This is a genomic window from Alphaproteobacteria bacterium PA2, assembly GCA_002256425.1.
Classification (GTDB): domain Bacteria; phylum Pseudomonadota; class Alphaproteobacteria; order Caulobacterales; family Caulobacteraceae; genus Phenylobacterium.
The window spans coordinates 490169-515626 of the sequence record NKIZ01000001.1 but is presented as its reverse complement, the minus strand read 5'-3'; the positions used below and the strand labels follow the sequence as shown (position 1 = coordinate 515626).

The window sequence follows — 25458 nt, the reverse complement described above, 5'->3', positions numbered from 1 at the left end:
GGCGGCATGGCCTTTCTCGGCAACAGGTCCGTCAACCTGCTGAACCTGCACTATGGCATGCACTCCCTGGCGGTCAGTGGCGGCGGCGCCTTCTTCGCCGTCTATCTGCTGAAGGCCGGGGTCAGCCTGCCCCTGGTGTTCTGCGCCTTCTCGGCCATCATGGTCGGACGCTTCTGCCTGCGTCCCATAATCCTGATTTTCGGCAAGGCCTGGGGGCTGCGGCCTGTCGTCATTCTTGGAACTGTGGTCCAGGCCATGCAGTACCCATTGCTGGCCCAGGTCCACGGCATGGATGGATGGCTGCTGGCCCTGTGCATTGTCTCGGCGGCGGGGGACACCCTCTACTGGACAACCTATCACGCCTATTTTGCAGCCCTGGGCGACCCGGAGCATCGCGGCCATCAGGTCAGCGCCCGAGAAGCCCTGGTCTCGGCCGTGTCAATCGTCGGGCCGATCCTCGGAGGCTGGGGGATCACCCACCTCGGGCCAGCGGCGGCCTTTGGCGGCGTCGCCCTTGTCCAGACCCTGGCCGCCCTGCCCCTGCTGGCCAGTCCCGAGGTCCCCATAGCCCGGACCGCGCCGGGCGCCATCCGGGCTTCGCGCATGGGCTTCGCCATCTGCGTCACCGACGGCTGGGTTTCGGCGGGCTATTACATCGGTTGGCAGCTAGTCCTGTTCCTGATCCTGAAGGAAAGTTTCACCGCCTATGGCGGCGCCCTGGCCCTGGCCGGGATTGTCGGGGCCATGGCCGGCCTGGTCCTTGGAAAACTGGTGGACCTGGGGCACGGCGCGAAGGCGGCAACCGTGGCCTTCGCCGTTTTCACCGCCTACACCCTGGCCAGAAGTGCGACCGTCACCATTCCCATGGCCCTGATCCTCAACGCCCTGGGCGCCCTGGCCGGCAGCCTCTATGTCCCGCCCATGGCGACAGCCGTCTATAATCTGGCCAAGGCGTCACCCTGTCCCCTGCGGTTTCACATGGTGACCGAGGGCGCCTATGACATAGGCGGAGGCCTGGGATGTCTTGTAGCGGCGGGTCTGATTTTCGTCGGGGTCCCTTTGAAGGTAACCCTGCTCACCTCGATCATCGGCGCAGCAGGAACCCTGTACTTCCTGCGCCGCTACTATGCCGACGAGGATCAATCCGCCTTGTCAGCCAGCCAGTCGGCTGACCTCATTTCCTGAAGCCGCGAGGCGGTGCGTTCAAACTCGAAGGCGCCGTCGCCCTCGGGGTAGAGCTTGGTCGGGTCAGCCTCAGCCAGGACGATCAGCCGGGTCCGGGCCTCATAGAGTTCATCGATCAGGGTGACCAGGCGCCGCGCCTCCTCCCGCCGGTTGGCGGTCAGTTTCGGCAGGTCCTGCAGGAAGACCGTATGGAACTGAGCGGCCAGGGCCACATAGTCGTTCGGGCCAAGGGCCACCGAGCAAAGGCTTGCGAAACTGGCCCTCAGCAAGCCGCCCGATGCGTGGGGCAGGTGGATCCTGCGGCCCAGCACCTCGAGGGTTTCGCCGACCTCATCCTCGCCCCCCAGCATGTCCTTCCAGAGGGCGGCGAAGGTCCGCTGATTGTCGGGATCATTGGGGGAGAACCACGTGCCCGCCGCCCGCAGTCGGTCCAGGCGGTAGTCGTGGGCGCCCGCCACCTTCACCACCTCGACCCGGGTCTTCAGGGTCTCGATGAAGGGCAGGAAGAGCTGGCGGTTGATGCCGTCCCGGTAGAGGGCGTCAGGCTCGCGGTTGGAGGTGGCCACCAGGGTCACCCCCCGCTCGAACAGGGCGTCGAACAGCCGGCCCAGGATCATGGCGTCGGCAATGTCGGTGACCTGGAATTCGTCGAAGCAGATCAGCTGGGCTTCGGAGGCCACAAGATCTGCCACAGGCGGAATGGGATCATCTCCTCTGTGCTGGCCGAATTCCGCCTTGCGCGCGGCGGCGTCGCCCTTGCGCCAGGCGCCGATGCGGCGATGGATCTCGCCCATGAAGACATGGAAGTGGGTCCGGCGCTTGGACTTCACCGGGATGGTTTCGAAGAACAGGTCCATGAGCATGGACTTGCCCCGACCCACCGGCCCCCAGAGATAGACCCCCCGGCGGCTTTCCGGCTTGCGGAACCTGGCCAGCAGGCCGCCGGTCTCTGAAAGGTCGGCCTCCAGGCGCACCAGTGACGCCAGGCCAAGGGCCTGGGCGGGATCCGGACGGATCAGGCCCTGTTCGAGCCGGGCGTCAAAGGCGGATAGAAGGGCGGAGGCCATTGGCCTCCGCCTAGAGCATGTTCCGACAGGTGGGAACCGGTTATCGGATCAAAACATCCTCCTGTCTGGCAGGTCGGTGCTTTTTGGGTCAGTCGGGAAGCCCCGGCTGGCTGACCTGACCAGATCCGGAAATGTCCTGGGTCAGGATCCTGGGCTTTGCCGTCAGCTTGACCACCCCGTCGCCGGAAACGTCGATCTTGGCGGACTCCCTGGGACCAAGGCTGGCCTGGCCATTGCCGGAGATGTCGACCACCGCAGAGTCGAGCGTCAGATCAGCAAGATCCGCCGAGCCATCGCCCGTTATGTCGAGACGGAGGCTGGTGGCCACCCCCTTGACCGAGACCTGGGCGTCGCCGGAAATATCCAGGCTGAGCTTTTCCTGCTTGTAGCTCTCGACCACAAGCTTCTGGGAGCCAGCAAGGTCGAAGGCCTGGACGTCGGGGGCCGTCAGGATGATCTTCAGCCGGGCGTCGTCATTGTCATAGCCGCCGGCATAGTCGATGCGACCGTCACGAACCCGGAGATTGTCCAGGGCCTCGGTCGGGCCGAAGATGGTCAGCTTGGCGACCGGTCCCTGGGTGTAGACGATGTCTGCCGACGGGCTGACATCAAGATGGTCCGCCCCCTGCCAGGTGAAGTCGCGGGTCGTGGTTTCACCGTCATCGCTTGTGATGGTGATCCCGTGACGACCCCTTTTGTGGTCGCCCCACTCGGTATGCTCGACAGCCCAGCCCTTGGCCCGGTCCCGGATGGAGAAGGGTCCGCCGGCCAGGCCGATGGCGCCGGCGATGCAGGCAATGCTCAGCAGAAAGCCGACAACGGAAATGGTGATCAAAGTGCGGATCATGACCGCGCCTCCGTGGGTTCCAGGGCGGGTTTCAGCAGGCGCATGTGCAGCCGGCCGTACCAGACCAAGGCGTTGACAAAACCGATGGTCGCCAGGGCGGTCAGGGCGCCGAGGGAGGTCCCTCCGGCCATGACGCCCAGGCCCGCCAGCATGACGGCGCCGATATCAGCGCCGGCGCCGACAATCGGTCCGATGGCGAACAGGAAGCCGCCGACACCGAACAGGACCACGCCGACAATGCCGAAGGCGAACAGGGTTCCGGCGATGGACAGCAGGATCGGCAGCAGGATCAGGACATCTATGGCGCCCAGCCCCAGGACCGCGAAGACCGCATTGGCCGCCGCCGAAGGATTGCGCTGCGTCTCCCACTGCTTGAGCCCGGCCTCGGCCTTCAACTCCCGGGCCAGACGGCCGGGATCGCCAAGGGCGGCGGCCACTTCGGCCTCGGTGCGGCCTGCGGCTTCGCCTTCGGCGAAGTGGGCCTCGTAGTCTGCGATAATGTCGTCAGCTGCGCCGGCGGGCATGTCGCGCAAGCCCTCCCGCAGCCGTTTCAGGAATGCCTGACGGCTCATTTCACCCCTCCAAGAATGTCGTCCACGGCCGTGGAGAAGGCATGCCATTCGGCCTTCTGGGCGGTGAAGCTGGTCTGACCCGTCTGGGTCAGCTTGTAATATTTGCGCGGCGGACCCGCCGAGCTTTCCACCAAATAGGTGTCCACCAGGCCGTCGGCCTGCATGCGCCGCATCAGGGGGTAGATGGTGCCCTCCCCCATATCGATGCCTGCAGCCAGACGGCTGGCGATATCATAGGCGTAGGCGTCCGCCTTTGAGAGCAGGGCCAGTACGCATAGCTCGAGCACCCCCCGCTTCAACTGGACCTGGACCGCTTCTGGCACGATGTGTCGCTCCTCTTTCGTGAGGAACTACCTATCGCAAGGTAGTGGTTGTCGCAAGGTAGCTTGTCATGAAAGATAGTTCATGTTCGAGGCGCTATTCGGCCGCGACCAGTGTCGAAGCGGCGGCAGGCTTGCGGACCGCCTGGGCGAACTTCTGGAGGTACTCGGGATGCTCGGTGCCCATGACCCTGTCCCAGAAGGTGAAGTAGAGGCCATAGTTCCAGCCGGCCTGGGCGTGGTGCAGGTCATGGTGCGTGACGGTGGTGAGGAAGGGCAGGACGGGCCGCCCGTCCGCCCGGGCCGGGAAGAGCTCATAGCCGGAGTGCCCGAGGGTGTTGCGGACAATCTGGTGCAGCATGAAGAGGCCAACCACGCCCCATTGCGTCGGAACGATCATGAGCCAGAGCGGCACGAACAGGGCGTTGATGGCCGCCTCCCCCCAGTCAAAGCTGTAGGCCGTGAAGGGCGAGGGATTGTGCGACTTGTGGTGCCGCCGGTGGAAGGTGCGGAACAGGCGCGGGTCATGGATCAGGCGGTGGGTCCAGTAGAACCAGGCGTCGTGGCCGATGATGATCAGGACAAGGCTCGCCCAGAACCAGGCCGGTCCCCAGGATCTGGCGATGGCGGGGCCTGACATTAGACCGGCCCGGTCCGCCAGAAAGGTCAGGAGCCCCACGGTCGAGAAAACCGCGATGGACCGGATGGAAAAGAAGAATTCGAGGAGGAGCTGCCGCGCCGCCGGGACGTCCTCGCGGATCTTTCTCCCCTTCAGTACCGGAGCGAGAACGATCCAGAGCAACAGCCAGACGCCGACGGCGAACACGACATAGCGCGTGACGTCGACCTGCATGCTGCTGAGCCATTCAAGGGCGATGGGCGGTAGATCGGGCATGATGAAGCTCCGGGGGAGAGGAGGGGTTTCAGTCATCATCTTCAAGGCGCCGCCCGGCGTCTCTCCGATTGCGAAAACGGCGCTTGGTTTTCAGATCCGGCCAGTCTTTTCAGGAATCGGCGAGACCCTGGCTGGCCCGCCATGCGGTCGGCGACATGCCTGTGGCGTCACGGAAGGCGCGATTGAAGGGTCCAAGGGATCCGAACCCCAGGTCAAAGGCGATGTTGGAGACGGACTTACGTCCTTGATCCGGGTCAGCCAGAGCTGCCTTTGCCGCCTCAATCCGCCGCGCGTTCACAAAGGCGGCGAAGTTCCGATAGCCCAGCGACCCATTGATCAGACGCCGCAGCTTGTGCTCGGGCAGGGAGAGCATGTCGGCGAGGCTGCGGATCGAGAGATCCCCCCGCCGCCAGACCTGGTCTTCATCCATGACCTTTGCCAACCGCTTCAGGATCTGGCTGTCAGCCGCAGGGAGAAGCTCTGATCCTGAAAGCTCGTTGGGCGAGGCTGGCCTTGGCCGGTCTGGCTCCCGCACCATGGCGGGGTCCAGGCGCAGCAAGGCATAGGCTCCCGCAACGCCAAGTCCGGCCAGGAAGATCCCCTGGAAGATCGGCAGGGCAAGTATGGGGCGCTCCATGATCGCGAGTGCGTCCTGGGCGGCGGTCAATAGAACATAGATGGACGCGGCAGCCATGACGGGCGCCCTCAGGCGTCGCCGACGCTCCACCAGATCCCCGCGCCACCCCCGCCAGATGACGGAGAGGGCGTGACCCACCAAGGCGACCGAGAGCACATTATAGGTCAGCCAGATCGGCCGATTTTCTGGATAACCCACGATACGCGCCAGGCTGGCCAGGCCCAGGGCCGCCAGAGGTATCCAGATGTGAGCAGGCCTGACCTTCAGATCATCCTCAAAGAGGGTGACGGCAAAGGTCCAGAACATGCCGGTTCCGGCGGCTGACAAGGCCCAGGTGACAAGGTCAGGGTCTGCGGTCTCCATGCGGAGATAGACACAATTGCTCAGGCAATGCCCAATCGTTGTGGCGAAGAACAGGGCCCCGATCCAGCGGGTTGCAGCGGTCTGACTGGACTTGGCGTAGGCGAGGCCAAGTATGAAAAAGGCGCCTACGGCCACCCCCCGAGCGATTGCATCGACAAGAGGCCAACTGATCATGGTCAGGCGGCAGTCCAGCCGCCGTCGACCACCATGGCCGCACCAGTCGCTGAAGCGCCCATGTCGGACACCAGATAGAGCAAGAGGCCGGCCAGCTGCTCATAGGTGACAAAGCTCTTGTTGGGCTGGGCCGCAAGGATGACATCCTCGATGACCCGGTCCTCCGGAATGCCCCGCGCCGCCGCCTGATCGTGGATCTGCTTCTCCACCAACGGCGTCTTCAGATAGCCCGGGCAGATAGCGTTGGCGGTGATGCCCGTGCGAGCCAGCTCCACCCCGATGGCCTTGGTGAAGCCGACCACCCCGTGCTTGGCGGCCACATAGGCCGACTTGAAGGGCGAGGCGACCAGGCCGTGGGCCGAGGCGATATTGACGATCCGTCCGCGCCCCTGGGCCTTCATGATCGGTATGGCCGCCCGGGAGGCATGGAAGGTGGAGGACAGGATGACGGCGATCAAGGTGTCCCACTTCTCCACCGGAAACTCGTCCACCGGGGCGACGTGCTGAAGACCTGCATTATTGACCAGAATGTCCAGGCGCCCGAACTCGGAGACCGCATAGTTGATCAGGTCGGTGATCTCGGACGGCTTGGTCATGTCGGCGCCGTGATAGCGCACGGCGGCGTTGGTGGCGTTCTGCAGGGCCAGGCGGTCAGCCTCGATCTGCGCGGGGTCGCCAAAGCCGTTGAGGATGACATTGACACCCTGCTCGGCCAGGGCGCGGGCCAGGGCCTGGCCAATTCCGCTGGTGGAGCCGGTGATCACCGCCACATGGCCCTGAAGTCCATAATCCACTGACATTAAGACACGGCCTTTTTTGCGCTGATCGGCGGAGGTTGCGGCCGGGAAAAGACCCACTCCGCCTCGGTCGAAAGATGGGGGACGAACCTGTAGCCGTCGCTGTCAAAGGCCTTGAGGTCGGTCGCCTTCTCCAGTCGGTGATCGATGGCGTAACGGGCCAGGAGCCCCCGGGCCCGCTTGGCGTAGAAGCTGATCACCTTGGCCTCGCCGTCCTTTTCCTCAAGGAAGCGGGTGTTGATCAACGGACAGGCCAGGGCCTTCTGGGCCACGGCGCCGAAATATTCCTGGGAGGCGGCGTTCACCAGGGTGGGGTCCTTGTGTCCCCTGATCGCCTCGTTGAGGGCCTGGGCCAGCCGGTCCCCCCAGAAGGCGTAGAGGGTCTTGCCCCTTTTGGTCTTCAGCGAGGTTCCCATCTCGAGGCGATAGGCCTGGATCCCGTCCAGGGGCCGGAGTAGGCCATAGAGACCCGACAGTATGCGTACATGATCCTGGGCCCAGGTCAGGGCCTTCTTGTCCAGGTCCCGCGCCTTTAGGCCGCTATAGACATCGCCATTGAAGGCGAAGGCCGCCTGGAGCCCCTCTTCCATGGCCGGGTCAAAGGCCTGGAACCGCTCGCGGTTCAATGTGGCAAGGGCGTCCGACAGATCCATCAGGGACTTCAGCTGACGGACCGAGAGCTTGCGCGTGACCTCGGCCAGTTCGGCGATCTCATCGGTCATGGCGGGAGTGGTCATCAGCACGGCCTGCTTGGGCTGTGCGAAGTTCATGGCCTTGGCGGGGGAGAGGACGATGATCATGGGGCGCTGCTAGAAGAGGACGCGGGGGTTCATGATCCGCTTGGGGTCAAGGCTTTGCCGGATTGCCGAGAGGGCCGCAATCTCGATGGCGCTTTTGTAGCGACGCGCTTCTTCCGTCTTCATGGCGCCCAGGCCGTGCTCAGCCGAGATCGAGCCCCCCAGATCAGCGACGATGTCGTGGACCATCCGGGATCCCTCCCCGCGCCGGGCGGAATGGATCGCGTCATCCCCCCCGTCAGGGCGGATGACGTCATAGTGGATATTGCCATCGCCCACATGTCCGAAGGCCGTGATCCGGCAGCCGGGTACAAAGGCCGTCATGGCTGCCGAAGCCCTGTCGATGAAGGTCGCCACCTGACTGACAGGCACCGAAACGTCATGCTTCCAGGTGGCGCCTTCGGGCTTCTGGCCCGGGGACTGGTTCTCCCGCAGGGACCAGAGGGCCCGGGACTGGGCTTCCGTCTGGGCCACCACGGCGTCGGCGACGAGACCGGTCTCAAGGGCGCGGGACAAGAGACCTTCCATGGCTGATTCTGCCGCGCCCGGGGTTCCTGCGGCGATTTCGATCAGGACATACCAGGGATGGACGGCGGTCAGCGGGTCCCGCTGATCGGGGATGTTCTTCAGCACAAAATCCAGGCCGCGCCGGCCCATGAGCTCAAAGGCTTCCAGCGCTGCGCCCGCCGCCTCCTTTGCCTGGACCAGCAGGTTGATCGCAGCCTGCGGATCAGCGAGGCCAACCATGGCGGTCGCCTTGCTGGCCGGCAGGGGAAAGAGTTTCAGGGACGCCGCCGTGACGACGCCGAGCGTGCCCTCCGCCCCGATCAGCAGCTGCTTGAGGTCATAGCCGGTATTGTCCTTGCGCAGGCGCTTCAGGCCGTTCCAGATCTCACCATTGGGCAGGACGGCTTCCAGCCCGAGCACCAGATCGCGTGTCGGGCCATAACGCAGGACAGCGGTGCCGCCGGCGTTCGTCGAGACGACGCCCCCGACAGTCGCTGATCCTTCCGACGCCAGACCCAGGGGGAATCGTCTGCCCACGGCGAGGGCGGCTTCATGCACGGCAGCCAGGGGAAGCCCGGCTTCGGCGACGATGACGTCATCAAACGCATCCAGATCCCGGACGGCCCGCATGCGCTCTGTGGAAAGCAGGATTTCGCCCTGGGGTATCTGTCCGCCCACCAGGCCGGTATTTCCGCCCTGAGGCGTGATAGCCACCCCCGACTCCGCGCAGATGCCCACCACCGCCGACACCTCGGCCGTGGTCCTGGGCAGGACCAGCAGGGGCGTGGTCCCCGTCCATCGATCCCGCCATTCCAGCAGCTTGGGGGCGAGGCGGGCGGGATCGGTGCTCCAGCCGCCCTCGCCGAGGACGGCCTTGAGGCGCGAGATGACGTCAGACGGGACGGGAACAGTCATGGGATCAATTTAGCGCCAATGCGTCATCCGACATAGCCCGCTGATCGCTTGAGGCGGTCAGCAATGGCTTCGCCAAGGCCCTCCCCGGGAATGGGCGCCACGGCTATGGCGGTCGGGGCGGACTGATCTGCGGCCCGAAGGAAGCCGAACAGGTTTGCGGCGGCCTCGGCCAGATCCCCCGTCGGGCTGAGATTCCAGACGGCAGGGCCGGCCGGGTGTGGGCCAAAGGCCAGATAGGCCTCGCCGAGTCGTGGCGCGTCAGCCTCCAGGCGGACCGGCGCGTTCGGCGCATAGTGCCGCGCCATCCTGCCGGGGGACCGTTTCGCATCTGCCTCGGCCTCCGCCAGGGGCCCGATCACGGCTTCGATCTGTTGCCGGGTGATCGCGCCGGGGCGCAGGAGACGCGGCTGGTCCAGCAGACTGACCACCGTGGATTCCAGGCCGATGCGGCAGGGCCCGCCGTCCAGGGCCATGGCGACCTTGTCTCCGGTTTCCTCTACGGCGTGACCCAGGCTTGTCGGACTGGGGCGGCCTGACCGGTTGGCCGAGGGGGCGACGACAGGGCCGCCAAAGGCCTGAATCAAGGCCAGGGCGACCGGATGTTCAGGGACCCGCACGGCGACGGTGTCGAGACCCGCCCGGGCGAGGTCGCAGACCACTGATCCCGGCGCCGAGGGCAGGACCAGGGTCAGGGGGCCAGGCCAGAAAGCTGTAGCCAGGCGCCGGGCCGCCTCGGAAAAGACAGCGATCTTTCCGGCTGCCGCCAGGTCGGCCACATGGCTGATCAGGGGATTGAACCGCGGACGGCCCTTGGCGCCGAAGATTGCGGCGACCGCCATGGGGTCGCCGGCCGATCCGGCAAGCCCATAGACCGTTTCCGTGGGCATGAGGACCAGTTGGCCGGCCCGAAGAGCCTCGGCGGCGGCGGCTATTTCGCGGTCGCGGTCAACTGGACCGAGACCTTCACCCTGGCCGGTATCTGATCGGTCGCTTTCCACTCGCCCTGCCCCACCCCGAACACGGTCCGGTCGATTGTGGTTACACCGCTCATATGGGCCCTGTCGCCTTCGATCCTCAAGCGGAAGGGCAGGTCGAGGGGTTGGGTCACGCCACGCAGGCTGAGCTTGCCATGGGCGATGAAGCGGCCCTCGCCGGTCTTCTCGAACCGCGATGCGGTGAAGATTGCGGTGGGATGGGTCGCCGCATCGAACCAGTCGGCGGCAGGCAGGGATTGATCGCGCTGGGCGTCGCCCGTGACGGCGGACGACAAATCGATGGCGACCTTGACCTTTGAATCCTTCAGGGCGTCAGGGCCAAAGACGATGTCTGCATCGAATTTTTCAAATCGGCCGGCTATGGCCTCGCCGCCCCAGCTGGTGGTGAAGCCAAGGCTTGAGCCCTTGCCGACGACCCAGGTCCGGGCAATCGCCGGCGGGGCCTCGACCACTGTGGGCGCCACCGCCGCGGATTCCGGAGCAGGGGCTGCGACGGGTGAAGCCGGCGGCTCGACGGCGTCGTCCTCAACGGCGGGCGGCAGGGGTGCGCTGGCGGGCAGCCTGGGCTGAACCAGTCCGGCGGCGGCGATCACACCCAGGCCGCCCAGGGCGATCAGGATCAGCCGCAGGTCGAACCAGTTTCCCGCACGGGCGCCGGGGGCCATGCGGTCGAGGATGGGGGTCTCCCGGTCAAACAGCTGGTGCTTGAGGGCGCCGGCCACATGCAGGGCGACCAGCAGGTATGAGGTGAAGGCCAGCAGGCCATGTCCCCGACCGCCGATCATCCGCCACACGCCCTTAGCGGGCTCGGCAAGGTCTGCGATCCCCGGCACATGGGGCCAGGGGACGACGCCGAACAGCAGGGTGGGGATCTCGATCCGACTGGCGGAAACCAGAAGCCAGCCGGTCAGGGGCATGCCGATCATGATGACATAGAAGCCAAGGTGGACGGCCTTGGAGAGCCTGACTTCCCAGGTTTTCAGACCTTCGGGTTCCGGCGGCGGCGGATTTGCCAGACGCCAGCCCAGGCGGACCAGGCTGAGCAGGAGGATGGTGATCCCCACCGACTTGTGCAGCTGGACAAGGGCGAAGCCGAGGGGGGTCTTCAGATCCTCCATGCGCCATCCCAGCAGGATCTGGAAAATGATCCCGGCGGCGATCACCCAGTGAAGGGCGATGGCGATGGCTGCATACCGGGTGCGGGGCTGGGGAACGGGCGAAGGCGTTTCTGACATGACCTATTTCTTCACGAACTCGACCTCGAACACCAGTTCAAGGTCATCACCGGCAAAGGGCAGCATGGTTTTGACGCCATAGTCGGACCGCTTGATGCGACCGGTTCCGGAAAACCCCATGCGGGTTCCAATTCCCAGCATGCCGGGGCCAAAGCCATTGAATGTTGCGTCCAGGCGCACCGGCCGGGTGACTCCATGAAAGGTGAGGTCGCCGGATATGGTTCCCCTGCCGTCCTGTGCGTCCACGCGGTTCGCCACAAACAGGATCTCAGGATACCTGGCCGCATCGAAATAGGCCGGTCCGGCAATGGTCCTGTCGAAGTCCGGCAGGCCGGTATTGATGGAGGTCGGATCCACCCTGATAGTTGCAAGGGTGGCCGGCCAGGTGGCGGGATCAAAGGCAAAGGCGCCGTCCATCCGGTCAAACCGCATGGTGAACCTGGAGAACCCGCCAAGATGGGCGATGCGGACCAGCAGGCTGGCGTGGCGCTTGTCCAGCACATAGTCGCCCCTGGGCGCCGCCGAGGGGTCATTGCTGACCGGATTGGCCTGGCTTGCTGTGGCCAGACAAAGGCCAAGGCAAAGGGCCAGAAGGGCGGGTCGCAGCATGCAGAGGGCGTCCTGTCTGGGCAGCCCCCCAAAAGAATGGCGCCGCCCTCCATCAGAAGAGCGGCGCCAGACTTCAAACTCAAGACATTCCCGTCGCCGGGATGCGAATCCTAGAACTTCTGACCGAACTTGATCGAGAAGGTCCGGGGACGCAGTGGCCGGATATAGGTCTGACCGCAGACGGTGGGGGTGCACTGTGACGAACGATAGGTGTCGCCGATAATGCCCCCGGCATTGGTCATGGCCAGTTCGAGGTTCCAGTTGTTGCGTTCAATCCCGGCCGACAGGTCGATGGCCTGATAGCCGTGCAGGCGACCCAGCAGGCTCCGCTCGGTCAGGCGCAGGTCCGCCCAGCTGGAGGTCTGGAACACCACCGCGCCCTGGAGGTGGGCGTTCATGTCGCCCCAGGGGAATTCATAACGGGCGATCGCATTGCCCTTGAACTTGGGGGTCACCGGCAGGGCGGTGCCGGATGGCGCCTGGGGCTTGCCGCAGACCTTCACGGGCACGCCCTTGGCGTCGACGGTGCCGCAATAGTCCGAGGCCAGCTTGGCGTCGGTAATGGTGGCGCCGCCCGAGAGCCTCAGGCCGTCGATGGGGGTAGCCCAGGAAAGTTCGGTTTCGATGCCCTTGATCCGGGCCTGGCCGGCATTGCGGATTTCCGTGAAGGAGTTCGGGCCCAGGAAGGAGAACTGGAAATCCGTCCAGTCTTCGTAATAGGCCGCGCCGTTGAACCGGATGGTCCGGTCGGCCGACTCGGTCTTCCAGCCAATTTCGTAATTGTAGAGATAGTCGGCCACATAGGGCGCCAGGGTTGAACGACGGTTGATGCCGCCCGGGCGGAAGCCCTGCGAATAGGTCGCATAGAGCAACTTGCCGTCAGCCACCTGCCAGTTGAGGTTGGCCTTGTAGATGGTCCCGGTTTCCTTGGCCCGCTTGTTCAGGTTGGTGCAGGGGCTGCCGGCCACCGAGGACTTGGCGAAGCAGGCGGCCTCGCCGGTCCGGGAGCTGTAGCCGCTGCCAAAGCCGAAGAAGCCGTAGAGGGAATTGTCGGCCTGGAAGGCGCGGGCGCCCAGGGTCAGGGTGAGGGTCTTGGTGAGATCAGCATAGAGCTCGCCGAACACAGCCTCATCGCGGTCAACCCGGAACTGGTCCGTCAGCCACAGGGTGTCCTTGCGACCGGTGACCGAGATCGCCGGATCAATGCCGGTGATCTGGTAGTTCTGCTCGATCAGGTGGGTCTGACGCTGCTGGAAGGCGCCGACCAGGAAACGGACACGCCATTCCTGAGGCGAGCTCAGGCGGATTTCGTGGGACTGGCGGGTGAAGTGGTCATTGCCGGTAATCCGCTGGGTCGGGTCGATCACCTTGCCCGAGGCGTCGGTGATGTAGGCGCCCGAGCCGAACAGGGTGTCGTAGAAATAGGAATAGTCGGTGTAGTCCGACTGGGAGTTGATCTTCCGGTCCATGTAGGAGCCGGAATAAACCAGATCGAAATCACTGATCTTGCCCTGGACGGTTAGGGCGGCCTGGTACCACTTGTCCTTGGCGCCTTCCGGCAGGAAGTGCTTCACCTGATAGTGCTTGAGCGAGTTGTCGTACCCGAAGATCCCGCCGGACTTGGTCTCCTGGGCCATGATGGTGGGCCGGACCGTCCAGTTTTCGTTGACGTCGAACAGGACAGCAGCGCGGCCGCCCACCGTGTCGACCTCATTGTAGTTGTTCTTGGCGTAGGCGTTGTTGTTGATGGTTACGCCGGAGGACGGATAGGTCCGCGTGCCCTTGATGTTGTCGATATAGCCGGCGTCATGCTGGTCCCAGGCGACCAGGCGCACCGCGACCTTGTCGTTCACCGGAATATTGACCATGCCTTCGGCGGAGTAACCGGTATCGCCGTGGTTCACCGAATTGACGCTCAGGTCGTAGCGGGCCTTGAACACGCCCAGTTCCGGAGAATTGGTGATGATCTTCAGGGTGCCGGCCTGGGAGCTGGCGCCATAGAGCGTGCCCTGGGGACCCGCCAGGGCCTCGACCCGGGAGATGTCATAGATATGGAGGTCGAGGGCGCCGCCAATGGTGGTGATCGGCGCTTCGTCCAGATAGGTGCCGACGCTGGGCAGGGACCCGGAGTGATTGCCGTCGCCGCCAGAGGCCACGCCGCGCATGTAGACATTGGAGAAGCCCGGGGCCGAGCTCTGCACGGCGACGCTGGGCAGGTACTTCACATAGGCGTCGAAGTTGTCGATCTGCAGGTCTTCAAGCTTCTTGGTCGAGATGGCGGTCACGGCCGCCGGCACATCCTGGATGTTCTCTTCCCGCTTGGAAGCGGTCACCACCAGCTCCTCGACGGTGGCGGGGGCCGATGTTTCGGCGGCATAGGCGGCGGGAATCCCCGCCAGCATGGAGGTTGCGAGGAGGCTGGCTCCGAAGGTCATGCGACCCTTGACTGCGCGCATCATTCTTTGATCCCTGATTGAGCTGCGCGAGAGACGGCCCACAAGGCGGCGGACTCCCGTTTGAGGGTACTAGCAAACCGCGAGCCCAGCCCTGTCAAGGTTGCGACACACATCTGTCGCAAACTGTGGCTTGGGCGCCAGCCTTTCAGGCAGGGACCGGAGGATCGGGATAGGCGTCGAGCACAGGCCCGAGGGCGGCCTTCAGCGGGCCAAGCCAGGGTTCGAAATTCCGCCATTGATCCAGGCCATCGGTATTGATCGGGCGGCGGACCTGTTCAGAGCTCGCTGTCCGCACAGCCCGCTCATTCTCATGGAATTTCAGACAGGCGGCCTCGAAGGGCAGGCCGCAATAGTCGAGCAGTGCGCGGACTTCGGCTTCCGGGTCAGCGACCATTCGCTCATAGATCACCCGGTGGACCCGGCCTGGCAGTACGGTGTCGAAGTGGGCGATCAGGGCGACATAGTCGCTGTAGTACCGGCCCAGATCGACCAGGTCATAGGTAAAGCCCTGCCCCCGGGCGAAGTGCTGCTTGAAGCCTGAAAAGCAGCATCCCAGGGGATGGCGGCGGGCGTCGATGATCTTCGCCCCAGGCAGGATCAGATGGATCAGCCCCACATGGGCGAAATTGTTCGGCATCTTGTCGATGAAGAACGGGCGACCCAGCTTTCTCTGATGCCGGGTGCGGGCCAGATAGTCTTCGCCCATGGCCCTGCACTCTTCGGCGGACAGGTCAGCGAGAACCTCGGGATAGGCGGAATCTTCGTCACTGCGCCGGCGTGCGCCCAGTCGCTTGGCGATGGCCGGAATGTCCGGCAGCTCCATGGTGCCTTCAATGGCCGAATGGCTGGCCAGGATCTGCTCGATCAGGGTCGACCCGGATCTGGGCAGGCCAAGAATGAAGATGGGGTCAGGGTCTGAGGTTCCGAAATCCCCGCGGGCTTCGAAAAAGGCAGGCGTGAAGAGGGCTCGGGATCTCTGGAGATGGCTGTTGGTTTCTTCGGCGTCATATCCCATGCCCTTTCTCCGCAGGCTGTTGCCGGCGTCGTAGTGGGCGAAGGACTCCGCATAGGACTCCATGTCCTCAAAGGCCTTGCCCAGGGCGAAGTCCAGATGGAAGCGGTCCTCCTCGGAAATGTCTGTCCGGGCCAGCTGGACCTGCATGGCGCCGCGATCGTCGTCCGAGAACTTCACGGTCTTCAGATTGGCCAGGCTCCACCAGGCCTCGCCCAGGCTGGGCAGGAGCTCCAGCGCCTTGCGATAGGCCAGGATGGCGTCAGCCTGACGTCCGACCGTCTTCAGGGCGTGGCCATAGCTCATCCAGCCCTTGGGCTGGGCCGGATACTCCCGCAGCAGGGTCTCATAGACGCTGATGGTCTTTTCATACTCGCCCATCTGACCCAGGGCGGCGGCCTGCAGATTTCGGTAGCCCGGATTCTTCGGGTCGTCCTTCAGCAGGGTCTCGACCTCCGTCAGGGCTTCGGACGCCCTGGTCTGCCGGTACAGGGCGACAGCCAGATTGTGCCGGGCGGCCGTGAATCTGGGGGCCAGGTCCAGGCAGCGGACCAACAGGGCTTCGGCGTCTTCATATCTTCCCAGCCGGGTGGCGATTTCGGCCAGCATGCGCAGGGCGGCGGTCTCGTCGGGCCGGACCCGAAGGAGATCGCGCAGGCCGTGCTCGGCGACCGCCAGCTTGCCCTCAGCCAGGGCTGCGCCAGCTTCGAGCAGGACAGGATCCTGGATGGCGACGCCCAGATAGCGGGCCTGGGCCTGGTCTGCGCCGCGGCTGTCCCCCAGCATCCTGCGGAGCTGGGAGATGGCGCTCCAGGCCTCTGGCAGGTCGGGCTTGAGGGACACGGTTTGATCCAGGGCCTTCAAGGCGCCGGGGCTGTCGCCAAGGTCTGCCCTGGCGAGGCCCAGTTCCAGATGCGCGGGGGCCCATTTGGGCTGCGACGCGGCTAGAGGTTCAAGGACTTCAAGGGCTGCTCCTGCCGCCCCCTGCAGCCTGCAGGCCTGCGCCAAGAGCAGGAGGGCCGCCGGATGTCCGGGCGCCGCCTGCAGGATTTCCCGGGCCTGCTGTTCAGCAAGGTCCGGTCGGGCGCCCAGCATGCGTACACCATGGGCTATGGCGGCGTTCAGGCCTGCAACCGCCTCGCTCATGCCGGTCGACGCGCCCGCATGGCCTGGGCGATGGTGCCATCGTCCAGCCAGTCCAGCTCGCCGCCCACCGGCACGCCACGGGCCAGCATGGTGACGGCGACGTCAGCCCGGGCCAGATTCTCGGCCAGATAGTGCGCCGTGGTCTGGCCATCCACCGTGGCCGGCAGGGCCAGGACCACCTCACGGATCTCGCCAGCTCCCGCCCGCGCCACCAGAGGCCCCACCCGCAGGGCGTCGGGGCCGACCCCGTCCAGGGCTGAGAGCAGTCCCCCCAGGACATGATAGCGACCGCGAAAGGCGCTGGCCCGCTCCATGGCCCACAGGCCGCCGACTTCCTCCACCACACAGATCAGGGCCGGATCGCGGCCAGGATCGGTGCAGATGGCGCAGGGATCCTGGGTGTCCAGGGCGCCGCAGATCTGGCAGGTCCGGACTTTTGCGGCCGCCTGGGAGAGGGCGTCGGAAAGCGGCAGGAGCAATTGGTCACGGCGCTTCAGCAAGGCCAGGGCTGCACGGCGGGCGGATCTTGGCCCCAGTCCGGGCAATTTGGACAGAAGCGCGATCAGCCGCTCGATTTCAGGTCCCGCGGAAGCGGCCAAGCAACAATCCCCATTCAATGACTGACCGGCGCGCCGCACGGCGGAGGCAGCTTACGGAATTTCACCGATATGCGCCCCGTTTTTCACGAAATACCCGGAATTGACAGTCAATCGGTGGAAATCATGGTTAACCGGCCGTTAACAGGCCCGGAGGAAACTGCAGGCATGACCCGTTCGCTTCGTCTCATCATCGTCCTGTTGGCCATTGCCGGCGTGGCAGAGGCCCAGCAGACGAACCGCCCGCCCGCCAGCGCCGCCGCCACCTTGGGATTGAGGGGCGCAGTGGCGCAGGAAAACCCCGGCGAGAGGCCCGCCACCCCCGGACAAAGGACACAGGCGCGGGAGCCCGTAGCCTATGGCGCCCAGGGCGCCATCCCGCCCCTGACCGTCGCGGCGCCCGGAGCCGGCGGTGTCGCCCAGCAATGCCGACTGGCCTGCGCCCAGACCTATTACATCTGTCTGTCGGGGGCACAGGCCGACGACTGCCCCACAAGCTGGAGCCAGTGCCGCGCAGGCTGCAATTCCGATCCCCTGCCGTCCTCCTATTAGTCAGCAGGCAAATTGGGTTTCCAATCATCCACCGGGCTCTATATTGACGCCCGTCATTTTCGAGTTTGAGTTCCTATGCCCCAAGTCGCCTATCTCCCTCTTGGCAAGCGCGAGCAGACCAAGGTGCAGAACCGCCAGGCCATCCTGAACGCGGCCCGGGAGGTGTTTGGCGAGATGGGCTATGACAATGTCACCGTCAGGGACATTGTCCGGCGCACCGGTCTGGCCGCTGGCACCTTCTATAATTACTACCATTCCAAGGAGGAGGTCGCCGCCGCCCTGTCGGCGGACGGCGCCCGGCGGTTCGCCCCCATCCTGAAAGCGCAGAGAGCACAGGCGACCGACTGGGAGAGTTTTGTCCGGGCGGCGATCGCAGCCTATCTCGACTTTGTCGCCGTCGAACATCAGTCCTGGCTCGCAAGGCGACCTCCTGATGAGCCGCACCTGCATATTCAGGGCGAGACGCCGGAAATGCAGGCGGTGTTTGCCGAAGTCAGGGAATGCATTGTCGATGAGATCGCCCGGGGCGGCGCCCGGGGCGCTGATCCGGACTATCTGGCGGCAGCCTGTATCGGCATTGCGCGCGAAGTCGCTGACCGCATGCTCATGCGGCGGCCGTTCGACACCAAGGCCGCAACTGATTTCGCCGTCACCATGATCCTGAGCGGGGTCAATGGCCTGAAGGACCGCTAGCCATGGCCAATCTGGGACTTCAGCGCGCCGTGGTTCGCACCCTCCTGTCCCTTCCAGGACCTGTCCTGCGCATGATGTCGGGCGGCGGCGCGGTCTATAAGGGCGGTCGCACCCTGGATCCCCGCCTGCAGTTCCTGGCGGCCGGCGCGAAAAAAGGCCCGGCCATGGAAAGCCTCCAGCCCGTCGAGGCCCGCGCCTCAAGCGCCGCAGGTTTCGCCGCCCTCAGCGCGCCCCTGGAACCCGGCGTCCGGGTCGGCCCCGAGATGATCCCGGGCGCCGAGGGTGAGAGGCCCGCCCGGGTCTACCGGCCGGACAACCAGGACCCCCAAAACGCCCTTCTGGTCTTCGCCCACATGGGCGGAGGCGTGATCGGTGATCTGGACACCTGTGAATCCTTCTGCGGAATCCTGGCCAGGGCGATCCAGGCGCCGGTTATTTCCATCGACTATCGCCTGGCGCCGGAACACCGTTTCCCTGCCGGACTGGATGACGTCCTGGCCGCCTATCGTTGGTGCCGGGACCATGCAGAGCGTTTCGGCGCGCCGACGGGCAGGGCCGCCATCGGCGGAGACTCCATGGGGGGACATTTCGCCTCCATTGTCTGTCAGGACCTGCGGCGGGCGGGCGAGGCCCAGCCGGACCTGCAATTGCTGATCTATCCCTGCGTCGACGTGGCCAGTGAAACCCCGTCCATGACCACCTATGCCGACGCCTTCCCCCTGGGGCGGGCGACCATGGAGTGGTTCATGGGCCATTATCTGAACCCCACCGATGATCCGGCCCAGCTGCGCCTGTCGCCTGGACGCGAGACCGACCTGACGGGTCTGGCGCCCGCCGTCATCGCCACGGCGGGGTTCGACCCCCTGATCGACCAGGGCGAAGCCTATGCCCGGCAACTCAAGGCCGCTGGGGGCCACGTCGAGTACCGGGCCTATGACAGCCTGTGTCATGGATTCACCGCCTTCACCGGCGCCGTGCCCCCCGCCGCCGAGGCGTGCCGGGAAATCGCCGCCCTGGCCCGGGACGTCCTGCAAGGAAAGCAAACCTGATGCGCGCCCTGGTCGTCGAGGAACTGGCCGCCGAATACGCTGGCTGCATCGTCAGGGACATACCCACCCCCGACCCCCGGCCCGGCGAGGTCCTGATCCAGGTCAAGGCTTCGGCCGTGAACTTCCCGGACCTGATGCAGACCCGCGGCGAGCACCAGCACAAGCCCCAGGTGCCATTTACCCCGGGCATGGAACTGGCCGGGGAGGTCGTCGCCCTGGGCGAAGGCGTCACCCAGTGGAAGGTGGGCGACCTGGTGGCCGGCGGTTCGCGGACCGGGGGCTTTGCCGAATTCGCCTGCAGCCCGGCGGCGGCCCTGCACCGCAAGCCCGACTTCCTCAGCTTTGGCCAGGCGGCCGGCTATCAGGTGGCCTATCTGACCGCCTGGGTCGCCCTGGTCAGCCGCGCCAGGGTCGAGCCCGGGGCCTGGGTCCTGGTGCATGGCGCCGCCGGCGGGGTTGGCCTGGCCTGCGTCGACCTCGCGAAAGTACTGGGATGCAGGGTGATTGCAGCCTCGGCGTCTGACGAAAAGCTGGCGATCGTTGAGAGGGAATATCAGCCCGACGCCATCGTGAACGTTTCGGGCGGCTTCAAGGACAGGGTCAAGGAGATCACCGGCGGCCGTGGGGCCGATGTCATCTATGACCCGGTAGGGGGCGACATCTTTGATGAGAGCGTCCGCTGCATCGCCTTTGACGGCGCAATCCTGTCCATAGGCTTCACCTCGGGCCGCCTGCCAGTCCTGCCGGTCAACTATGCCCTGATCAAGGGTTTCTCGGTCATGGGCGTGCGGGCCGGGGAGTATGGCCGGCAGTTCCCGGAAAAGGGCCGGGCCAACAACAAGGCGATCTGGGACCTGGCCGCTGAAGGCAAGGTCAATCCCCGGGTCCACGAGGAATACGGCCTCGACGGCTGGCGCGCCGCCTTCGACACCCTCGCCGACCGCAAGGTGGTGGGAAAGACCATTGTCCGGCCCGATCTCTGACCATGACCATCACCAACGCCGACGAACTCGAGAAGCTGAAGGTGATCGGCGCCCTGGTCGCACGGACCCTGACAGCCATGGGCCAGGCCCTCGAGCCTGGCATGACCACCCGGGAACTCGACGATATCGGCCGGGACCTGCTCGAGCGGGAAGGCGCCCGGTCTGCGCCGGAGCTGACCTACAACTTTCCCGGCGCCACCTGCATTTCCATCGGACCCGACTGCGCACACGGCATTCCGGGCGATCGCAGGATCAAGGCCGGGGACCTGGTCAATATCGACGTCTCGGCCGAGCTGGACGGCTTTTTCGGGGATACGGGCGCAAGCTTCGCCGTGCCGCCGGTCTCGCGACGCATTGAGCGTCTCTGCCGCGATGGCCGCCGCGCCATGTGGTCAGGGATCCGGGCTGTCCAGGCTGGTGGTCGGCTCAACGCCATCGGCCACGCCATTGAGGGCTTTGCCGACAAGAACGGCTACAGCCTGATCAGGAACCTCGCCAGCCACGGAGTGGGCCGGTCCCTGCACGATGACCCGGGTGAGATACCCACCTGGTATGAACCCCGGGATCAGAGGCGGATTCCCGAAGGCCTGGTTTTCACCATTGAACCCTTCCTGTCCCTCGGGGCGGACTGGGTGGAAGAGGATGAGGACGGCTGGACTCTCAGGCCGCCAAAGGGCCAGGCCACGGTTCAGTATGAGCACACCCTGGTCGCCACAGCCCAGGGCCCGGTGATACTAACCTTGGCCTAGTTTGCAGAGTCGGTTGACATACCCCTGCCCATCCCCTATTCCCCGCCGCTCGATTTCGACCCGGAGCCATTCCCGTGAAGCGCACATTTCAACCCTCCCGTCTCGTGCGCGCGCGCCGTCACGGCTGGCGCGCTCGTATGGCCACCAAGAATGGCCAGAAGGTGATCGCCCGTCGGCGCGCCAAGGGCCGCAAGCGGCTCACCGCTTAATCTTCGGAATCCTGGGGCGTCCGGATGTCGGAGCCCGATTTTCCCATTACCCGGCTCAAGGTGCGCCCCGACTTTCTCGCGGCCGCCAAGGCGAAGTCCTGTGCGAAGGGCGCTGTGGTCCTTCAGGCCCGCGCCCGTCGTGACGACGCCGAAGCCGTGCGCGTCGGCTTCACCGCCACAAAGAAGGTTGGCGGCGCCGTTGTCCGCAACCGCGCCAAGCGGCGCATGCGGGCCGCCGCCCGGCAAATGGTCCCCCTTTTCGGCCGCCCCGGTCACGACTATGTACTGATCGCGCGCAACGGCGCGCCGACCCGCCCCTGGGGCCGGTTGCTTGACGATGTGAAAAGCGCGCTGTTAAGCCTGCGCGCCGAAAGCGAAAGCCCCGAAGGCGCGTTCCGTCGCGCACCTCCCCCTCCGATTTGAGTGCGCCGCGAATGCCCGACGACAATTCCAATCGCAATACATTCATCTTCGCCATCTGCGCGATCGCCCTGCTGCTCGCCTATCAGGTGCTGGTCATGGGTCCGCAGACCAAGCGGATGCAGGCCGAGATGAAGGCGCGCGAAACCGCCGCCGCAACGGCTCAGCCCAACGCCAAGGGCGTGGGCGTTCCCGGCGTCGTCGCGAAGCCGACCTATGTATCCCGCGCCACCGCCCTGTCGGCCAGCCCGCGGGCCCGGATCGAGACCCCCGCCCTCACCGGCTCCATTGCGCTCAAGGGCGCCCGGATCGATGACCTGTTCATGACGGGCTATCGCGCCACGGTGGACCGCAAGTCCGCCGCCGTGGAACTCCTGCGTCCCGAAGGCGCCCAGCGCGCCTGGTTCGCCGAATTCGGTTGGGCCGGCGCGAACCTGCCTGGTCTGCCGAACAGCTCGACCCAGTGGGCCCTGGTCCAGGGCGACACCCTTGCGCCCGGGCATCCTCTTGTCCTGTCCTATAACAACGGTCAGGGCCTGAACTTCACCCGCAGGATCGAAGTCGACGACAAGTTCATGTTCACGGTCAGCGACACCCTGGCCAACACCACCGCCGCCTCGATCACTGTAGCGCCCTACGCCTCCATCCAGCGCCAGGGCGCCCCGCCCCAGGATGCGTCAGGCGCCCATGAAGGCGCTGTCGGGGTGATGGACAAGGTCCTGCAGCTGGTGAAGTACAAGGACCTCAAGAAGAACGGCGAGAAGGACTTCACCGCCAAGGGCGGCTGGCTGGGCATTACGGACAAGTACTGGCTGGCGGCCCTGATCCCGGATCAGAAGGAACAGATCCACGCTGCCTTCCGGGTGACCCCGACCCCGTCGGTCGATATCTATGAGACCAATTTCCTGGGCCAGCCCCGCGCTGTCGCAGCCGGCGGCCAGATCACCCATGTCAGCCACTTCTTCGCCGGCGCGAAGACGGTTCCTGTCCTCAAGGGTTATGAAGCCTCCCTCGGCATTCCGCGTTTTGTGGACGCCGTGGACTGGGGCAAGCTCTACTTCTTCACCAAGCCGATCTTCTGGATCCTCGAGCAGTTCTACAACCTGGTCGGAAACTTCGGCCTGGCCATCCTCGCCCTCACCGTCCTGGTTCGTCTGGCCTTCTTCTATCCGGCCAATCTCAGCTACGAATCCATGACCAAGATGAAGAAGATCCAGCCAGAGGTCGAAGCCCTGCGCGGGAAATTCAAGGACGATCCCGCCAAGCAGCAGCAGGAACTGATGCTTCTCTATCAGAAGGAGAAGATCAATCCGCTCATGGGCTGTCTGCCCATGCTGGCCACCATTCCGGTCTTCCTGGCCCTGTTCAAGGTGCTGTCGGTCTCGATCGAAATGCGCCACGCGCCCTTCTATGGCTGGATCCAGGACCTGTCGGCCCGCGATCCTTCGACCATCTTCAACCTGTTCGGGCTGATCCCCTGGGATCCGTCCACAGCGCCCCTGATCGGCGCCATTCTGGCCGGAAGCCTGCACATTGGCGTCTGGCCACTGCTGTACGGATTCACCCAGTGGCTCTCCATGCAGATGAGCCCGCCGGCGCCTGACCCGGTGCAGCAGCGCATCATGCAGTTCATGCCGGTGATCTTCACCTTCGTGCTGAGCCAGTTGGCTGTGGGCCTGCTGATCTACTACACATGGTCCAACGTGCTGACGATCCTGCAGCAGTATGTGATCATGCGGCGGTTCAAGGTCGATAATCCCGTGGACGACATTCTGGGTCGTTTGACCGGGAAATCCCCTGGCGCAAAGGCGTGACGTCCGACTTCACCGAGGACCAGCTGGAGGACGCGCGCATCCTGTTTGCGCGCCAGGCCGAGTTCATGATGGGCGCCGTCGCCATGGACGGCCTGCCCCCCGCCGACCTTCCGGAAGTGGCCTTCGCCGGCCGGTCCAATGTGGGCAAGTCCTCGCTGATCAACGCCCTGGTGGGTATGAAGCACCTGGCCCGGGCCTCCAATGAGCCGGGCCGTACGCGGGAAGTGAACTTCTTCGTCCTGGATGAGAAACTGCGCCTGGTGGACCTGCCCGGCTATGGCTGGGCCAAGGCTTCCAAGGGGACGGTCAAACAGTTCCAGAACCTTGGCCGCGACTATCTGCGGGGCAGACCGAACCTCAAGCGGGCCTATCTGCTGATCGATGCACGCCACGGCCTGAAAGAGGTCGATATCGAGCCCATGGACGCCTTCGACCGCGCCGCTGTTTCCTATCAGATCATCCTGACCAAGGCTGACAAGATCAAGCCTGCGGAAGTCGAGGCCGTGATCGCGAAAACCCAGGCGGCCATAGCCAAACGCCCGGCCGCCTTTCCCAAGGTGCTGGCGACCTCTTCGGAAAAGGGAACCGGCCTGCCCGAGCTCCGCGCCGAGGTCGCTGCGGCCTGCGGCGTGACGGCCTAGATCGATTTCACCCTCTGGCGTGACCCTGGGTGAGGGGGTTTAATCGGGATCAACATCATCCCGCCGAGGCCCCAAACCATGCTCGAGACCCCGCACCGCGCCTGCTACGACGCCGACCTGGACATGTTCCGCGACCAGGTCCGCAAGTTCTTCGCCCAGCACCTGATCCCCCACCTCGACAAATGGGAAGAACAGGGCGTCGTGGACCGGTCCTTCTGGCTGGCCTGCGGCGAGGCGGGCATTCTCTGTCCCCAGGTCCCAACGGAATACGGCGGCCTTGGCCTGGATTATCGCTACAACGCCGTGATCGGCGAAGAGCTGTCCTATGCCGGATCCAGCGCCGGCATCACCCTGCAGTCGGACATCGTCGTCGACTACATCATCAATTACGGCTCGGAAGAGCAGAAGCAGCGCTGGCTGCCGGGCATGGTTTCTGGCGAGGTGGTCACCGCCATCGCCATGACCGAGCCAGGCGCCGGGTCCGACCTGCAGGGCGTCCGGACCACAGCCGTCAGGGACGGCAATCATTATGTGATCAACGGCTCGAAGACCTACATCACCAATGGCCAGAGCGCCGACCTGATCGTCCTGGTGGCCAAGACCGACCCCGACAAGGGCTCGAAGGGCACCTCACTGATCCTGGTGGAGTCTGACCGCAGCGGCTTCAAGCGCGGTCGTAACCTCGACAAGATCGGCCAGAACTCCGCCGACACCTCGGAACTGTTCTTCGAGGATGTGCGGGTGCCCATGACCAACTGCCTGGGCGAGGAGAACAAGGGCTTCGTCTATCTGATGACCCAGCTGCCCCAGGAGCGCCTGCAGATCGCCATCGCCGGTCAGGCTGGCGCCCAGAGGGCCTTTGACGAGGCCGTCAAGTTCACCAAGGAGCGGAAGGCCTTCCGCCAGACCGTGTTCGACTTCCAGAACACGCGCTTCACCCTGGCGGGCCTGAAGGCCAAGCTCCAGGCCGGCTGGGCCCACCTGGACTGGTGCATGGCCAAACACCTGAAGGGTGAGCTGACCGCGGCCGAGGCTTCAGCCGCCAAGCTGTTCCACACAGAACTGCAATGGGAGGTCTGCGACGCCGCCCTGCAGCTGCACGGCGGCGCCGGATACATGAACGAGTATCCCATAGCCCGTCTCTGGCGTGACGCCCGGGTCCAGCGGATCTATGGCGGCACGTCCGAGATCATGAAGGAAGTGGTGGCCCGGACCATCTGATC

26 protein-coding genes are annotated in these 25458 nt (G+C 65.0%); 11 read left to right on the top strand and 15 right to left on the bottom strand.

The annotated features are described in order from the left end of the window. The first annotated feature begins 6 nt into the window (after window positions 1-6). Window positions 7-1185 (top strand): hypothetical protein, encoded by a 1179-nt coding sequence (locus tag CFE28_02560; GenBank protein ID OYU68970.1) that lies wholly within the window; start codon window positions 7-9, stop codon window positions 1183-1185. On the opposite strand, the gene CFE28_02555 is transcribed toward CFE28_02560, so the two are convergent. The 15 genes from CFE28_02555 to CFE28_02485 all read right to left on the bottom strand — a co-directional run bounded on the left by CFE28_02555 (window position 1140) and on the right by CFE28_02485 (window position 17128). Then, window positions 1140-2252, bottom strand: a complete 1113-nt coding sequence (locus CFE28_02555; GenBank protein ID OYU68969.1) for a cell division protein ZapE — start codon at window positions 2250-2252, stop codon at window positions 1140-1142. The two genes, CFE28_02560 and CFE28_02555, sit on opposite strands and share 46 nt — an antisense overlap. 88 nt (window positions 2253-2340) lie before the next feature. Beyond that, window positions 2341-3099, bottom strand: a complete 759-nt coding sequence (locus CFE28_02550; GenBank protein OYU68968.1) for a hypothetical protein — start codon at window positions 3097-3099, stop codon at window positions 2341-2343. Further along, window positions 3096-3671, bottom strand: a complete 576-nt coding sequence (locus CFE28_02545) for a hypothetical protein (GenBank protein OYU68967.1) — start codon at window positions 3669-3671, stop codon at window positions 3096-3098. The genes CFE28_02550 and CFE28_02545 overlap by 4 nt, the downstream gene beginning before the upstream one ends. Then, on the bottom strand, window positions 3668-3994 hold the full coding sequence (locus tag CFE28_02540; protein OYU68966.1) for a PadR family transcriptional regulator: 327 nt from the start codon (window positions 3992-3994) through the stop codon (window positions 3668-3670). The genes CFE28_02545 and CFE28_02540 overlap by 4 nt, the downstream gene beginning before the upstream one ends. Window positions 3995-4088: 94 nt before the next feature. Then, window positions 4089-4886: a sterol desaturase gene (locus CFE28_02535; GenBank protein OYU71521.1), complete on the bottom strand. Its 798-nt coding sequence runs from the start codon at window positions 4884-4886 to the stop codon at window positions 4089-4091. Between the two features lie 109 nt (window positions 4887-4995). Then, entirely contained in the window at window positions 4996-6060 is a 1065-nt protein-coding gene (locus CFE28_02530) for an AraC family transcriptional regulator (protein ID OYU68965.1), read from the bottom strand. Window positions 6061-6062: 2 nt separating this feature from the next. Next, window positions 6063-6860 carry a 3-hydroxybutyrate dehydrogenase gene (locus CFE28_02525; GenBank protein ID OYU68964.1) on the bottom strand — a complete coding sequence of 266 codons (798 nt, stop codon included), beginning with the start codon at window positions 6858-6860 and terminating at the stop codon, window positions 6063-6065. After that, window positions 6860-7657 (bottom strand): hypothetical protein, encoded by a 798-nt coding sequence (locus CFE28_02520; GenBank protein ID OYU68963.1) that lies wholly within the window; start codon window positions 7655-7657, stop codon window positions 6860-6862. The genes CFE28_02525 and CFE28_02520 overlap by 1 nt, the downstream gene beginning before the upstream one ends. A 9-nt stretch (window positions 7658-7666) precedes the next feature. Continuing rightward, the gene (locus CFE28_02515; GenBank protein ID OYU68962.1) at window positions 7667-9076 is read right to left on the bottom strand and encodes a hydroxyacid dehydrogenase; all 1410 of its coding nucleotides are present in this window, start codon (window positions 9074-9076) and stop codon (window positions 7667-7669) included. Between the two features lie 23 nt (window positions 9077-9099). Continuing rightward, entirely contained in the window at window positions 9100-10074 is a 975-nt protein-coding gene (locus tag CFE28_02510) for a threonylcarbamoyl-AMP synthase (GenBank protein OYU68961.1), read from the bottom strand. Beyond that, complete coding sequence (locus tag CFE28_02505; protein OYU68960.1) at window positions 10005-11306, bottom strand: cytochrome B; 1302 nt, start codon at window positions 11304-11306, stop codon at window positions 10005-10007. Before CFE28_02505 ends, CFE28_02510 begins: the two co-directional genes overlap by 70 nt. A gap of 3 nt (window positions 11307-11309) precedes the next feature. Beyond that, window positions 11310-11915: a polyisoprenoid-binding protein gene (locus CFE28_02500; GenBank protein OYU68959.1), complete on the bottom strand. Its 606-nt coding sequence runs from the start codon at window positions 11913-11915 to the stop codon at window positions 11310-11312. A 110-nt stretch (window positions 11916-12025) separates the two neighbouring features. Next, window positions 12026-14374: a TonB-dependent receptor gene (locus CFE28_02495; protein OYU68958.1), complete on the bottom strand. Its 2349-nt coding sequence runs from the start codon at window positions 14372-14374 to the stop codon at window positions 12026-12028. A gap of 142 nt (window positions 14375-14516) precedes the next feature. Beyond that, window positions 14517-16529 carry a hypothetical protein gene (locus CFE28_02490; GenBank protein OYU68957.1) on the bottom strand — a complete coding sequence of 671 codons (2013 nt, stop codon included), beginning with the start codon at window positions 16527-16529 and terminating at the stop codon, window positions 14517-14519. Continuing rightward, window positions 16526-17128: a recombination protein RecR gene (locus CFE28_02485; GenBank protein OYU68956.1), complete on the bottom strand. Its 603-nt coding sequence runs from the start codon at window positions 17126-17128 to the stop codon at window positions 16526-16528. The genes CFE28_02490 and CFE28_02485 overlap by 4 nt, the downstream gene beginning before the upstream one ends. A gap of 165 nt (window positions 17129-17293) precedes the next feature. Here CFE28_02485 and CFE28_02480 point away from each other — a divergent pair, with 165 nt between their 5' ends. The 10 genes from CFE28_02480 to CFE28_02435 all read left to right on the top strand — a co-directional run bounded on the left by CFE28_02480 (window position 17294) and on the right by CFE28_02435 (window position 25456). Beyond that, on the top strand, window positions 17294-17677 hold the full coding sequence (locus CFE28_02480) for a hypothetical protein (GenBank protein OYU68955.1): 384 nt from the start codon (window positions 17294-17296) through the stop codon (window positions 17675-17677). Window positions 17678-17752: 75 nt separating this feature from the next. After that, window positions 17753-18370, top strand: coding sequence for a TetR family transcriptional regulator (locus CFE28_02475; protein OYU68954.1), 618 nt, complete (start codon window positions 17753-17755; stop codon window positions 18368-18370). A 2-nt stretch (window positions 18371-18372) separates the two neighbouring features. After that, window positions 18373-19419, top strand: a complete 1047-nt coding sequence (locus tag CFE28_02470) for an esterase (GenBank protein ID OYU68953.1) — start codon at window positions 18373-18375, stop codon at window positions 19417-19419. Further along, window positions 19419-20402, top strand: a complete 984-nt coding sequence (locus CFE28_02465) for an NADPH:quinone oxidoreductase (protein OYU68952.1) — start codon at window positions 19419-19421, stop codon at window positions 20400-20402. Before CFE28_02470 ends, CFE28_02465 begins: the two co-directional genes overlap by 1 nt. 2 nt (window positions 20403-20404) lie before the next feature. After that, the gene (gene map / locus CFE28_02460) at window positions 20405-21151 is read left to right on the top strand and encodes a type I methionyl aminopeptidase (protein OYU68951.1); all 747 of its coding nucleotides are present in this window, start codon (window positions 20405-20407) and stop codon (window positions 21149-21151) included. A 74-nt stretch (window positions 21152-21225) separates the two neighbouring features. Beyond that, on the top strand, window positions 21226-21360 hold the full coding sequence (locus tag CFE28_02455; GenBank protein ID OYU68950.1) for a 50S ribosomal protein L34: 135 nt from the start codon (window positions 21226-21228) through the stop codon (window positions 21358-21360). A gap of 24 nt (window positions 21361-21384) precedes the next feature. After that, window positions 21385-21783 carry a ribonuclease P protein component gene (gene rnpA / locus CFE28_02450; GenBank protein OYU68949.1) on the top strand — a complete coding sequence of 133 codons (399 nt, stop codon included), beginning with the start codon at window positions 21385-21387 and terminating at the stop codon, window positions 21781-21783. A gap of 11 nt (window positions 21784-21794) precedes the next feature. Further along, entirely contained in the window at window positions 21795-23594 is a 1800-nt protein-coding gene (locus CFE28_02445; GenBank protein ID OYU68948.1) for a membrane protein insertase YidC, read from the top strand. Further along, complete coding sequence (locus CFE28_02440; protein OYU68947.1) at window positions 23591-24235, top strand: YihA family ribosome biogenesis GTP-binding protein; 645 nt, start codon at window positions 23591-23593, stop codon at window positions 24233-24235. Before CFE28_02445 ends, CFE28_02440 begins: the two co-directional genes overlap by 4 nt. A 78-nt stretch (window positions 24236-24313) precedes the next feature. Continuing rightward, window positions 24314-25456, top strand: coding sequence for an acyl-CoA dehydrogenase (locus tag CFE28_02435; GenBank protein OYU68946.1), 1143 nt, complete (start codon window positions 24314-24316; stop codon window positions 25454-25456). Window positions 25457-25458: the final 2 nt, after the last annotated feature.

Excerpts from the sequence above, each read along its gene's own strand:
- CFE28_02520 (OYU68963.1), bottom strand. The coding sequence starts at position 7,657 with ATGATCATCGTCCTCTCCCCCGCCAAGGCCATGAACTTCGCACAGCCC.
- CFE28_02470 (OYU68953.1), top strand. The coding sequence starts at position 18,373 with ATGGCCAATCTGGGACTTCAGCGCGCCGTGGTTCGCACCCTCCTGTCC.
- CFE28_02495 (OYU68958.1), bottom strand. The coding sequence starts at position 14,374 with ATGATGCGCGCAGTCAAGGGTCGCATGACCTTCGGAGCCAGCCTCCTC.
- CFE28_02550 (OYU68968.1), bottom strand. The coding sequence starts at position 3,099 with ATGATCCGCACTTTGATCACCATTTCCGTTGTCGGCTTTCTGCTGAGC.
- CFE28_02445 (OYU68948.1), top strand. The coding sequence starts at position 21,795 with ATGCCCGACGACAATTCCAATCGCAATACATTCATCTTCGCCATCTGC.
- CFE28_02535 (OYU71521.1), bottom strand. The coding sequence starts at position 4,886 with ATGCCCGATCTACCGCCCATCGCCCTTGAATGGCTCAGCAGCATGCAG.
- CFE28_02465 (OYU68952.1), top strand. The coding sequence starts at position 19,419 with ATGCGCGCCCTGGTCGTCGAGGAACTGGCCGCCGAATACGCTGGCTGC.
- CFE28_02505 (OYU68960.1), bottom strand. The coding sequence starts at position 11,306 with ATGTCAGAAACGCCTTCGCCCGTTCCCCAGCCCCGCACCCGGTATGCA.
- CFE28_02500 (OYU68959.1), bottom strand. The coding sequence starts at position 11,915 with ATGCTGCGACCCGCCCTTCTGGCCCTTTGCCTTGGCCTTTGTCTGGCC.
- CFE28_02545 (OYU68967.1), bottom strand. The coding sequence starts at position 3,671 with ATGAGCCGTCAGGCATTCCTGAAACGGCTGCGGGAGGGCTTGCGCGAC.
- CFE28_02435 (OYU68946.1), top strand. The coding sequence starts at position 24,314 with ATGCTCGAGACCCCGCACCGCGCCTGCTACGACGCCGACCTGGACATG.
- map (OYU68951.1), top strand. The coding sequence starts at position 20,405 with ATGACCATCACCAACGCCGACGAACTCGAGAAGCTGAAGGTGATCGGC.
- CFE28_02490 (OYU68957.1), bottom strand. The coding sequence starts at position 16,529 with ATGAGCGAGGCGGTTGCAGGCCTGAACGCCGCCATAGCCCATGGTGTA.
- rnpA (OYU68949.1), top strand. The coding sequence starts at position 21,385 with ATGTCGGAGCCCGATTTTCCCATTACCCGGCTCAAGGTGCGCCCCGAC.
- CFE28_02525 (OYU68964.1), bottom strand. The coding sequence starts at position 6,860 with ATGTCAGTGGATTATGGACTTCAGGGCCATGTGGCGGTGATCACCGGC.
- CFE28_02515 (OYU68962.1), bottom strand. The coding sequence starts at position 9,076 with ATGACTGTTCCCGTCCCGTCTGACGTCATCTCGCGCCTCAAGGCCGTC.
- CFE28_02560 (OYU68970.1), top strand. The coding sequence starts at position 7 with ATGGCCTTTCTCGGCAACAGGTCCGTCAACCTGCTGAACCTGCACTAT.
- CFE28_02530 (OYU68965.1), bottom strand. The coding sequence starts at position 6,060 with ATGATCAGTTGGCCTCTTGTCGATGCAATCGCTCGGGGGGTGGCCGTA.
- CFE28_02475 (OYU68954.1), top strand. The coding sequence starts at position 17,753 with ATGCCCCAAGTCGCCTATCTCCCTCTTGGCAAGCGCGAGCAGACCAAG.
- CFE28_02555 (OYU68969.1), bottom strand. The coding sequence starts at position 2,252 with ATGGCCTCCGCCCTTCTATCCGCCTTTGACGCCCGGCTCGAACAGGGC.
- CFE28_02480 (OYU68955.1), top strand. The coding sequence starts at position 17,294 with ATGACCCGTTCGCTTCGTCTCATCATCGTCCTGTTGGCCATTGCCGGC.